Below are 12,286 nucleotides of genomic sequence, written 5' to 3'. Positions count from 1 at the left end.
CTAGTCGCCCTGCTTAGAGGTTAAAATTTTTATGTACCAGGTTGTTGCGTCTGACTTAGATGGCACGCTGCTTTCCCCCGATCACTGCTTAACTCCCTACGCTAAAGAGACGCTGAAGCTGCTTACCGCACGCGGTATCAACTTTGTGTTCGCGACCGGCCGCCATTACATTGATGTTGGGCAAATTCGCGATAATCTCGGCATTAAATCCTACATGATCACCTCCAATGGTGCGCGAGTGCACGATAGCGAAGGGAATCAGATCTTTGCTCACAACCTTGACCGCGATATCGCCACCGACCTGTTTGAGATGATGCGCAACGATCCGGCGATTGTGACCAACGTTTACCGTGAAGATGAGTGGTTTATGAACCGCCATCGTCCTGAGGAGATGCGTTTCTTCAAAGAGGCAGTGTTCAACTACAAGCTGTATGAGCCGGGCGAGCTGGACCCTGAGGGGATCAGCAAGGTCTTTTTCACCTGTGATAAGCATGAGCAGCTACTGCCGCTGGAGCAGGCGATCAACGCGCGCTGGGGTGACCGCGTAAACGTGAGTTTCTCTACCGTGACCTGCCTGGAAGTGATGGCAGGCGGCGTATCGAAGGGTCATGCGCTGGAAGCGGTGGCGAAAATGCTCGGCTATAGCCTGAAAGAGTGCATCGCCTTCGGCGACGGCATGAACGATGCGGAAATGCTGTCGATGGCGGGTAAGGGCTGCATTATGGTTAACGCGCACCAGCGCCTGAAGGACCTGCATCCTGAGCTGGAAGTGATCGGCAGCAACGCCGATGACGCCGTACCGCACTATCTGCGTAAACTGTATCTCGACTAAAAAAGATTGACAACTGCTCTATAATTGAGCAGTTGTCAACTGACCTCTTCGCTACAATGAATGTTCTTTAATCTATGAGACATTCATTGTGGCGCTACTGATTATCACCACCATTCTGTGGGCCTTTTCCTTTAGCCTGTACGGCGAATATCTGGCGGGTCATGTCGATAGCTATTTCGCGGTGCTGGCGCGCGTTGGCCTGGCGGCGCTGGTGTTTTTGCCCTTCCTGCGTACCCGTGGACAAAGCCTGACAACTATTGGCTTGTATATGCTGGTGGGCGCGATGCAGCTTGGTATCATGTATATGTTGAGCTTCCACGCCTACCTCTATTTGACGGTCTCTGAGCTCCTGCTGTTTACCGTTCTGACGCCGCTCTATATTACTCTAATCTACGATCTCATGAGCCGACGTCGCCTGCGCTGGGGCTATGCCTGCAGCGCGCTGCTGGCGGTTATTGGCGCAGGAATTATTCGCTATGACCAGGTGACCAACCATTTCTGGACCGGTCTGATCCTGGTACAGCTCTCCAACATCAGCTTCGCTATCGGGATGGTGGGCTATAAGCGCCTGATGGAAACGCGCCCGATGCCACAGCATAACGCTTTCGCCTGGTTCTATATCGGGGCATTTCTGGTGGCGGTAGTTGCCTGGAGTCTGATGGGTAACGCGCAGAAAATGCCGGAAACGTCGCTACAGTGGGGCATTCTGGTCTTTCTTGGCGTGGCGGCGTCGGGAATCGGTTATTTTATGTGGAACTACGGTGCCACCCAGGTTGATGCTGGTACGCTCGGCATCATGAACAATATGCACGTGCCCGCCGGGCTGCTGGTGAACCTTGCCATCTGGCAGGAGCAGCCCCGCTGGCCGAGCTTTATTATTGGAGCTCTGGTGATCCTGGCCTCGCTGTGGGTCCATCGGCGTTGGGTCGCTCCGCACTCCTCACAAACGGTAAGTGGTCGCAAGCGTGGTTCCGCGCTGAGCGAATAAACGCCTCGGTGGCCGGCTGCCGCTGCTCGCCATCGCGCACTGCGGCGTACAGCCGGCTCCACAGTCCCTCGCCCAGGGTTTTGGTCACCACCAGGCCCTGGCGTTCAAAGTTTTCTACTACCCAGTGCGGCAGGGCAGCGATACCCATCCGTGCGGCCACCATCTGAATTAACAGCAACGTATTGTCGACGCTCTTCAGCTGCGGGCTGATCCCTGCTGGTTGTAAAAAGTGACGCCAGATATCCAGGCGCGCGCGCTGCACCGGGTAAATCAGCAGCAGCTCGGTGGCTAAATCCTCAGGCGCAATCCGCGTTTTTGCCGCCAGCGGATGATCCGGCGCCAGCACCAGACGCACTTCAAAATCAAACATCGGTGAATAGTGCAGACCGCTGCGCGGCAGAATATCAGAGGTCATCACAAGATCCAGCTCACCCTGCTGCAACCCTGGCTGCGGGTCAAAGGTGACTCCGGACTGAAAATCCACTTCCACATGCGGCCAGCGGGCGCGGAAATTCTCCAGAGCCGGGGTGAGCCATTGAATACAGCTATGGCATTCGATGGCGATACGCAGACGGGTTTGCTGCGGCTCATTGCAATCCTGCAAGGCGCGGCTAATTTGCGGCAGTACCTGATTGGCTAGCTGTAGCAGAATCTCTCCCTGTGGGGTAAAGCGCAGCGGCTGGCTTTTACGCACAAATAGACGAAAGCCAAGGCGCTGTTCCAGATCGCTGAACTGGTGGGACAAGGCGGATTGGGTCTGGTGCAGGGCCGCTGCCGCGCCTGCCAGAGAACCGCTATTCCGCAACGCCTGGAGCGTTTTCAGGTGTTTAATTTCGATCATGAAAGTCCTTCACTTCGGCATGAATAATTTGCGCTTGAGGAATATACAGTACATTCACATTATGGATGTGTAAACATCTGGATGGCTAAATCCTTTATCTTTCGAATTTATGGTGCGTTGGCCGCACTTCCTCACCCCAGTCACTTACTTCAGTAAGCTCCTGGGGATGAGCAAGTTTGCCGCCTTCCCTAAATCCGAAATCTTTCGGATTACAATTATGAGGCTCAAAAAATGACAATTATTAACCACACCCTCGGTTTCCCTCGCGTTGGCCTGCGCCGCGAGCTGAAAAAAGCGCAAGAGAGCTACTGGGCAGGCAACACCAGCCGTGAAGAACTGCTGGCGGTTGGGCGTGAGCTGCGTGCTCGCCATTGGGAACAGCAGAAGCAGGCAGGCGTTGATCTGCTGCCGGTGGGTGATTTCGCCTGGTACGACCATGTTCTGACCACCAGCCTGCTGCTCGGCAACGTGCCGGCTCGTCATCAGAACAAAGACGACTCCGTCGATATCGATACCCTGTTCCGCATTGGCCGAGGTCGCGCACCGACCGGTGAACCGGCTGCCGCAGCGGAAATGACCAAATGGTTTAACACCAACTACCACTACATGGTGCCGGAATTCGTGAAGGGCCAGCAGTTCAAACTGACCTGGACTCAGCTGCTGGATGAAGTGGACGAAGCGTTGGCGCTGGGCCACAAGGTCAAACCCGTTCTGCTGGGGCCGGTCACTTACCTGTGGCTCGGTAAGGTGAAAGGCGAGCAGTTCGACCGCCTGAGCTTGCTGAACGATATTCTGCCGGTCTATCAGCAGGTGCTGACTGAGCTGGCAAAACGCGGCATTGAGTGGGTACAGATTGATGAACCAGCGCTGGTGCTCGAGCTGCCGCAGGAGTGGCTGGCGGCCTTCCAACCGGCTTATGAGGCGCTTAGCGGCCAGGTTAAGCTGCTGCTGACCACCTATTTTGAAGGCATTACGGCGAACCTTGATACCATTACCGCGCTGCCGGTACAGGGTCTGCACGTTGATTTTGTTCACGGTAAAGATGATGTAGCAGAGCTGCACCAACGTCTGCCTGTCGGCTGGCTGCTCTCTGCGGGGCTGATCAACGGTCGCAACGTCTGGCGCGCCGATCTCACCGAGAAATACGCGCAGATTAAAGACATCGTCGGTAAACGCGATCTGTGGGTGGCTTCTTCTTGTTCCCTGCTGCACAGCCCGATCGACCTGAGCGTGGAAACTCGTCTGGATGCGGAAGTGAAGAGCTGGTTTGCCTTCGCTTTGCAAAAATGCGCCGAGCTGGCGCTGCTGCGTGATGCCCTGAACAGCGGTGATACTGCCGCAATTACCGAATGGAGCGCGCCGATCCAGGCCCGTCGCCACTCGACTCGCGTGCATAACGCGGCGGTCGAAAAACGCCTGGCGGTGATTACCGCCGAGGACAGCCAGCGCGCGAGCGCCTATGAGGTGCGTGCCGAAGCGCAGCGGGCGCGCTTTAAGCTCCCGGCCTGGCCGACCACCACTATCGGTTCTTTCCCGCAAACCACGGAAATTCGCGGCCTGCGTCTGGACTTCAAAAAGGGCAATCTCGATGCGAATAACTATCGTACCGGCATAGCAGAGCACATCAAGCAGGCGATTGTGGAGCAGGAGCGCCTGGGGCTGGACGTGCTGGTGCACGGTGAAGCCGAGCGTAACGACATGGTGGAATATTTCGGTGAACACCTGGACGGTTTTATCTTCACTCAGAACGGCTGGGTGCAGAGCTACGGCTCCCGCTGCGTTAAACCGCCAGTAGTGATCGGCGATGTTAGCCGCCCGGAAGCGATCACCGTCGAGTGGGCGAAATACGCCCAGTCGCTGACCGACAAACCGGTAAAAGGAATGCTGACCGGTCCGGTGACCATTCTTTGCTGGTCATTCCCGCGCGAAGACGTGACCCGTGAAACCATCGCGAAGCAGATTGCGCTGGCGCTGCGGGATGAGGTAGCAGACCTGGAAGCCGCTGGGATCGGTATTATTCAGATTGACGAACCGGCGCTGCGCGAAGGTCTGCCGCTGAAGCGCAGCGACTGGGATGCTTACCTGGCGTGGGGCGTCGAAGCGTTCCGCATTAACGCCGCCGTGGCGCAGGATGACACCCAGATCCACACCCATATGTGTTATTGCGAGTTTAACGACATTATGGATTCCATTGCCGCGCTGGATGCCGACGTCATTACCATCGAGACCTCGCGTTCCGACATGGAGCTGCTGGAGTCGTTTGAAGAGTTCGACTATCCGAACGAAATCGGGCCGGGCGTCTACGATATTCACTCGCCGAACGTCCCAAGCGTGGAGTGGATTGAAGCCCTGCTGAAGAAAGCGGAGCAGCGTATCCCAGCAGAGCGCCTGTGGGTGAACCCGGACTGCGGCCTGAAAACCCGCGGCTGGCCGGAAACCCGTGCCGCGCTGGCTAACATGGTCAAAGCCGCGCAGAACCTGCGTCAGGGGTAATGTAGAATTACCCGGCTACCAAACCCGCAGAACGCACGGACCTGTAGCCCGGGCAAGGCGCGTCGAGCGACGCCCCCGGGATGAAGTCACGCCGATGCATCAGGTCCGGCGTATTTCCCGGAGGCGATGCTGCACATCTTTCCGGGCTACCAAACCCGCAGAACGCACGGACCTGTAGCCCGGGCAAGGCGCGTTGAGCGCCGCCCCCGGGATGAAGCCACGCCGATGCATCAGGTCCGGCGCATTTCCCAAAGGTGATGCTGCACATCTTTCCGGGCGACCGGCCCGCAGACGGCTGTGAACAGTAGTCCGGCCAGCTACCACCCGCCAAAAACGATCGTTAATTCGCCTTTATGATCGCCCTCACAAATATGATAACATTATATTGTTATAACAATCACCACCAAAAGAATAAAGGAACCTCTGTATGGACTACAACCAGGTGGGAAATGCGATTGTGAAGCACTGCGGTGGCCTGTCGAATTTGCTGCATGTCACCAACTGTATGACCCGCGTCCGAATGACCATCGCTGAGCAATCACAGGTGGATATCGCCGCACTTAAAAGTATCGACGGCGTGCTCGGCGTGGTGGAGGACGATACCTTGCAGGTGATCGTCGGGCCGGGGAAATCGACCAAAGTTGCGAATGTGATTAACGCGCTGCTGAAAGACCAGCCTGCGGGTGATGCGCCGCTCAGCAGCGTAGAGCAAAAAGCAAAACTGGCGCGGGAGAAAGCGAAAAAGCAAACCCGTACCAAAGTTATCCTCAAGCATATCGCCAATATCTTTGTACCAATTCTACCGTCGCTGATTGCGGCCGGTATCCTGATGGGTATTAACAACGTGCTGGTCAACTCCGCTGCTTCCTGGGCGCTGGCGCATCACGTCGCGGCGCTGGGGGACTTGTCGCCGACTCAAGTAGTACTCGACCAACGGCACATGCTGGGCGTGAGCCAGTTTCTCGATATCGTCTCGAAGGCGCTGTTCGGTTTTCTCGCCATCTATACCGGGGTGACGGCGGCGAAGGAGTTTGACGGCAACGCGGTGATGGGCGGCCTGCTGGGGGCGATCACTATTGTGCCGCAGATTACCGCGCTGGGGCTGATCCCGGGGCAGGGCGGGCTGATTGGCGTCATTCTTTGCGCATGGCTGATGTGCCTGCTGGAAAAACAGGTCCGGCGCTTTGTGCCGGATATTGTGGATGTGGTGGTGACGCCGACTATCGTGCTGGTGGTGATGGCGGCGGCGCTGCTGCTGGTAATTATGCCCGTGGCGGGCGTGGTTTCTAACGGTATTCTGCACGGGCTGAACGGCCTGCTTTCTACCGGCGGCATCGCAGCGGGCTTTGTGCTCTCGGCGCTGTTTCCGTTCCTGATTTCGCTCGGCCTGCACCACGGCCTGTTTCCAATCCATCTTGAGATGATTAACGCCACCGGCCACGCGCCGCTGTTCGCCATCCAGATCATGTCCAACGCCGGAATGGTCGGCGCGGCGACGGCGGTACTGCTGCTGACCCGCGACCCGGTGATGAAAAAAATCGCCAGAGGCGCAATCCCAACCTCCATTCTGGCAGTAGGCGAACCCACCATTTTCGGCGTCAATATTCCGGCCGGATTCGCCTTTATTACCGGTTCTATCGGTGCCGGTTTTGGCGGAATGATGGTGGTGCTGCTGGGCGTCTCGACCAACGGCGTTGGCGCAGCCGGGCTATCCGCGCTGCCGCTCATCGCTGACGGTAAATATTTGCAGTACATCATTTCCTGGCTGGTCGGCTGCGCCGCGGCTTTTGTACTGACTTACATCGTTGGCAAAATGCGCGGTTACGATAAAGAAACGGCGTGAAGGAAGGATTAAGGAGTAAAGCATGAAAGCGATTATGTTGATGTTTGATTCGCTGAATAAGCGCCTGCTGTCGGCCTACGGCAGCGATCGGGCGATTACGCCGAATTTTCAGCGTCTGAAGGAACGCACGGTCCGTTTCGATAACGGCTACGTCGGCAGCATGCCCTGTATGCCCGCCCGCCGGGAACTGCATACCGGACGCTATAATTTTTTACACCGCGGCTGGTCGCCGATCGAGCCGTTCGATGATTCGGTTCCGGAGCTGCTGAAGAAAAACGGTATTCACACTCATCTGGTGACGGACCACAAGCACTACTGGCGCGACGGCGGGGCGACCTATCATTCGCGCTACAGCACCTACGAATTTGTGCGTGGTCAGGAAGGCGACGCCTGGAAAGGCGTCGTTGATAAGCCAGAATATCGCTACGAATCCGGCGAGCCGGAGGAGATCAAGCAGCGGAAGATCGCCAGCCGGGTACAGCATCAGATCAACGTGCAGTTTATGCACAACGAAGAAGACCATCATCTGGCGCGGACGATCGGCAAAGGGCTGGAGTTTATTGATACCAACCACGCCAGCGATAACTGGTTTTTACAACTGGAGTGTTTCGATCCGCATGAGCCGTTTTTCGTGCCGGAAAAGTACCTGAAGATGTACGGCATTGACGATCCTTCGCAGTTTGACGGCTGGCCGCCGTACTACTTTGTTACCGAAAGCGCCGAACGCAAGAGCATGATCCAGAAGTATTATATGGCACTACTGACCATGGTCGATGCGTATGTTGGCAAGGTGCTGGACCATATGGATCGCTACGACCTGTGGCGTGATACGATGCTGATCGTCAATACCGACCACGGTTTTCTGCTCGGTGAGCACGAGTGGTGGGGAAAAAATATCATGCCGCTGTATAACGAAGTGGCGAATATTCCTTTATTTATCTGGCACCCGCAGCACGGCGGTGCGGGCGAATCCCGTCAGGCGCTGGCGCAAACAATTGATATTCCGGCGACGCTGCTGGACTGCTTTGGTCTGGATAAACCGGCGGATATGCAGGGCGTGTCGCTGCTTCCCGCGCTGTGCGACGATACGCCAGTGCGTGACTATGCCCTGTTTGGCTATCACGGCTGCCATATCAATATTACCGATGGTCGCTATGTTTATATGCGCTCGCCCATTGAACAAGGCATCGATGGCCTGTACGAATACACGCTGATGCCGACGCGCATTAATCGCCGTTTTACGCCGCAGGAGCTGCGGGAGATGACGCTGCATCCGCCATTTAGCTTTACCAAAGGCTGCCCGGTGATGAAAATCCCCGCCGAGTCGGTGATGACCCGCGGTGCCGATCGCTTTGGTCATCGTCTGTATGATTTAGAGGCCGATCCAACGCAACAAACCCAGTGCCGTGATGAACAGGTCGCGCGGCGGCTAGTGGAGCAGATGATTCGCATGATGCAGGAAAACGATGCGCCCGCTGAGCTGTACGCGCGCTATGGCCTGGATGATGCGCAAAGTCCGCTGCTGGGGCTGGATCCGCATCTGCTGCCGGAGCTGGCCGCCTTTGCGCCGCAGGTGCGCTACGGCCTGTTTGCGCTGCTGCAGCATTTGGAAGGTAGCGGTCAGCATGCGCTCGCAGAGAAGCTTCAGTCATCCTGCCAGCCAACATGGGATCGGGAAAATTTGTGGGCTTTCGTGCAGAACGATGTTCCAGAGGAGCAGCATCAGAGCGTGTACTATAAGATGGCGCTAGAAATGCGACTTGATTAAGGGGTAGCCCCGGCTGCGGCCGGGGAACAGGAGTGCGAAGTTAATGAAAGAAGAACTGGACTATTCTCGCGGTGCGAAGCCTTTATACGCTCAGCTTTACGACATTCTGCTCGAGAAACTGAGAAGTGGGGCCTACAAGAAGAATGATGTCCTGCCTACCGAAGCCGAGTTTGAAGAGCTTTTTGGCGTCAGCCGTATTACGGCGCGGCGCGCGCTGGCTGAACTGGCTGCCAAAGGGCTGGTAAAACGCCAGGCCGGTATCGGCACGATGGTCATCAGCACCTCCGAGAAACAGGGAGTAAAGACCCGTATCCGGCTGGTCGACGGCCAGCAGCAGCACTCTATTTCGCGACATAATCTGATACTGGAACATCTTTTGCCGCCGCCGGATGTGGCGCAGGCGTTCGCTCTCCCGGCGGAGCAGAAAATTCAGCGTCTCACCCGCACGATTTATCGGCAAAACGAACTCCCCGCGCAGGTAAACTACATCTGGCTAACGCCGCGTCTGGGCGAATTGACGTTAGAAGCGTTTAAAGAAGGGTTGTACAGCGCGCTGGAGCTGCGCGGCGAGAACATCGAAGGCTATAAAGATACGATTACCGCCGAACTGCCCACCGCGCAGGACTGCGATATTTTGCAGGTTGCCGCAGGGGAGCCGCTGCTGGTGAAGACCCGTCAGGGCTTTAACGATCGCGGAGAGCTGGTGGAATACACCATCGCCCGCCATATCGCCAGCTGCTATCAGTACGTTGTGGAGAATAGCTAATGGCAGAGTTTATACTCGTCGTCTTTCAAGTTGCATGTGCGTTGGCTGCACTCGCTCACCCCAGTCACGTACTTATGTACGCTCCCGGGGATTCGCTCATTTGCCGTCTTCCTGCAACTCGAAATCCATAGAGTATACTGGGCCATCGAATCAGGGAAAATGAGTATGATTAATAGCTGCCACGTGATGGCAAAACCGAGCGGCTCGGTGTGTAACATCGATTGTACCTACTGCTTTTATCTGGAAAAGGAAGCGCTTTATCCAGAACGCAATAAAAACTGGCGCATGTCCGACGAGACGCTGGAAAACTATATTCGCCAGCATATCGAGGCCCAGTCTGGCGATGCGGTGACCTTTGCCTGGCAAGGCGGTGAGCCGACGATGATGGGGCTGCCGTTCTTTCGCCGCGTCGTTGAGCTTTGTGGTAAATACGCCAACGGCAAAAAGATCGATCATGCCCTGCAAACCAACGGCGTGCTGGTGGACGATGAGTGGGCGCAATTTTTTGCCGAGCAGCGTTTTCTGGTGGGATTGTCGATAGACGGCCCTGCGCATCTGCATAACCAGTACCGCGTCAACCGCGCCGGAAAGGGAACTCACGATAAGGTCGTTGCGGCAATGGCGCTGCTGAAGGCGCATAACGTCGAGTTCAACACCCTGACGGTGGTCGGCAAGCATAACGTCGATCACGCCCGCGAGGTTTATGACTTCCTGCTGGCGGCGGGCTCACGCTATATGCAGTTTATTCCGCTGGTCGAGCGCATGAGCAGCGACGCCTCGTCGCCGCTGCAGCTGGTGCTGCCGGGAGAAAGCGCGGCGCGGCTTGCGCCCTGGACGGTGCCCTCCTGGCAGTTCGGTGAATTCCTGAACCAAATTTTCGATATCTGGGTGCGACGCGACGTCGATAGCGTCTACGTGCAGATGTTTGACGTTGCGTTAGCGGCGTGGACCGGCCAGCCGCCGGTGCTGTGCGTGCATTCCCAAACCTGCGGACATGCTTTCGCGTTGGAATCGAACGGCGATCTGTATAACTGCGATCACTTTGTTTACCCGGAGCATAAGCTGGGTAATATTCACCAGCAGAGTATTCGGGAGTTAAACAATAGCGAACAGGCCATCGCCTTTGGTCAGGCCAAAAAAGAGACGCTGACGGCGGATTGCCGCAGCTGCGAGTTTCGCTTTGTTTGCCATGGCGGCTGCCCGAAGCACCGTTTTGCCGTTTCGCCGAGCGGGCGTCCTGGCCACAACTATCTGTGCGCGGGCTATAAGCACTTTTTCAAGCACGTGACGCCTTATATGAACGTCTGGCGGCAGCTTCTGGACAATGGCTATCCGCTTCCGGCGATTATGCAGTGGCTGGCGAAAGAGGCGCAGCAGCAGCCGAAATCGGCTACCCGCAACGACCCTTGTCCGTGCGGCAGCGGGCGTAAATATAAAAAATGCTGCGGAGCGCAGCATTGAGGTTGCCAGAGGGTCTATAGAAACCCCTATGTACCATGCAATTCACTCGCCAGCGACATAGTGAAAGCCTGGTGGAGTATGGCATCATAGCGTGCAGACAACTGTAAAATCAGGGTGATGAATGTGAAACAGGTAACGCTATACGATGTCGCAGATCACGCGGGGGTCTCCTATCAGACCGTTTCCCGTGTGGTGAATCAGGCTGACCATGTTTCCGCTAAAACCCGTGAAAAAGTTGAAGCCGCGATGGCGGAGCTGAATTACATTCCCAATCGCGTTGCGCAGCAGCTGGCGGGAAAACAGACGCCGCTTATTGGCGTAGCGACTGCCAACCTTGCGCTGCACGCGCCGTCACAGATTGTCGCGGCCATCAAATCTCGCGCCGACAGATCAGGCGCCAGCGTCGTGATTGCCATGGTGGAGCGCAACGGTGTTGAAGCCTGCAAAGCGGCGGTACATAACCTGCTGACGCAACGGGTAACCGGTTTGATCGTTAACTATCCGCTCGATGAAAACGACGCTATTGCGGTGGCGGCAAGCTGCGGCAACGTGCCGGTACTCTTTCTCGACGTTTCCGACCAGTCCCCCATTAACAGCATTATTTTTTCTCACGATGACGGCGCGCGTCTGGGTGTTGAACATCTGGTAGAGCATGGGCATCAGCGCATTGCGCTACTGGCCGGGCCGCATTCTTCGGTTTCCGCGCGGCTGAGACTCGCAGGCTGGCATAAATATCTGGCGCACTATCAGCTACAGCTGGTTGCTGAAACAGAAGGCGACTGGAGCGCGATGTCCGGTTTTCAGCAAACTCAGCAAATGCTTAATGACGGGACGATCCCCTCCGCCATACTGGTGGCTAACGATCAGATGGCGCTGGGCGCGATGCGGGCGATTAGCGAATTTGGTCTACGCGTGGCGAGCGACATTTCCGTTATTGGTTATGACGATACTGAGGATAGCGCCTGCTATATCCCACCGCTGACGACCATCAGGCAGGATTTTTCGCTGCTCGGCAAAACGAGTGTAGACAAACTGCTGCAACTCTCTGGCGGAGAACCCGCGACTAACAACCAGCTACTGCCCGTGTCATTGATTCAACGTAAAACCGTTCGGCCTCCCAACAACCACACGACCTCCCCTGAGGCCCTCGCCGATTCACTCATCCAGCTCGCACGTCAGATTTCCCAGCTATCGCCCAAAATATGAACGGGTAAAATTGTGTGAGTGAGTTCACTCATTGCTCATCTCATCCTTTACAGAAATAACGTTATACCTCTATTTTGATTTAAATTGT

9 protein-coding genes are annotated in these 12,286 nt (G+C 56.2%); 8 read left to right on the top strand and 1 reads right to left on the bottom strand.

The window, feature by feature from the left end:
• Window positions 1-31 precede the first annotated feature (31 nt).
• Together yigL and HV213_RS28265 are read left to right on the top strand one after the other, a co-directional pair.
• Window positions 32-832, top strand: a complete 801-nt coding sequence (gene yigL / locus HV213_RS28270) for a sugar/pyridoxal phosphate phosphatase YigL (RefSeq protein ID WP_181484133.1) — start codon at window positions 32-34, stop codon at window positions 830-832.
• An 88-nt stretch (window positions 833-920) separates the two neighbouring features.
• Window positions 921-1,820, top strand: a complete 900-nt coding sequence (locus HV213_RS28265; protein WP_181484132.1) for a carboxylate/amino acid/amine transporter — start codon at window positions 921-923, stop codon at window positions 1,818-1,820.
• Here the strand turns inward: HV213_RS28265 and metR are convergent.
• Window positions 1,708-2,661 carry an HTH-type transcriptional regulator MetR gene (gene metR, locus HV213_RS28260; protein WP_181484131.1) on the bottom strand — a complete coding sequence of 318 codons (954 nt, stop codon included), beginning with the start codon at window positions 2,659-2,661 and terminating at the stop codon, window positions 1,708-1,710. The genes HV213_RS28265 and metR overlap by 113 nt on opposite strands.
• Window positions 2,662-2,892: 231 nt before the next feature.
• Between metR and metE the strand changes: the two genes are divergently transcribed.
• The 6 genes from metE to HV213_RS28230 all read left to right on the top strand — a co-directional run bounded on the left by metE (window position 2,893) and on the right by HV213_RS28230 (window position 12,198).
• Complete coding sequence (metE, locus tag HV213_RS28255; RefSeq protein WP_181484130.1) at window positions 2,893-5,154, top strand: 5-methyltetrahydropteroyltriglutamate--homocysteine S-methyltransferase; 2,262 nt, start codon at window positions 2,893-2,895, stop codon at window positions 5,152-5,154.
• A 427-nt stretch (window positions 5,155-5,581) separates the two neighbouring features.
• Entirely contained in the window at window positions 5,582-6,997 is a 1,416-nt protein-coding gene (locus HV213_RS28250) for a PTS transporter subunit EIIC (RefSeq protein ID WP_181484129.1), read from the top strand.
• 22 nt (window positions 6,998-7,019) lie between these two features.
• Window positions 7,020-8,765 carry a sulfatase gene (locus HV213_RS28245; protein WP_181484128.1) on the top strand — a complete coding sequence of 582 codons (1,746 nt, stop codon included), beginning with the start codon at window positions 7,020-7,022 and terminating at the stop codon, window positions 8,763-8,765.
• A gap of 43 nt (window positions 8,766-8,808) precedes the next feature.
• The gene (locus tag HV213_RS28240; RefSeq protein WP_181484127.1) at window positions 8,809-9,531 is read left to right on the top strand and encodes a GntR family transcriptional regulator; all 723 of its coding nucleotides are present in this window, start codon (window positions 8,809-8,811) and stop codon (window positions 9,529-9,531) included.
• Window positions 9,532-9,696: 165 nt separating this feature from the next.
• On the top strand, window positions 9,697-10,992 hold the full coding sequence (locus HV213_RS28235; protein ID WP_228288581.1) for an anaerobic sulfatase maturase: 1,296 nt from the start codon (window positions 9,697-9,699) through the stop codon (window positions 10,990-10,992).
• Window positions 10,993-11,115: 123 nt separating this feature from the next.
• A complete protein-coding gene (locus tag HV213_RS28230; RefSeq protein WP_181484126.1) occupies window positions 11,116-12,198 on the top strand; it encodes a LacI family DNA-binding transcriptional regulator in 1,083 nt (360 codons plus the stop codon).
• The last annotated feature ends 88 nt before the right edge of the window (window positions 12,199-12,286 follow it).

This window comes from Klebsiella sp. RHBSTW-00484 (assembly GCF_013705725.1).
Classification (GTDB): Bacteria; Pseudomonadota; Gammaproteobacteria; order Enterobacterales; family Enterobacteriaceae; genus Klebsiella.
This window is presented reverse-complemented; position numbering and strand designations above follow the sequence as displayed.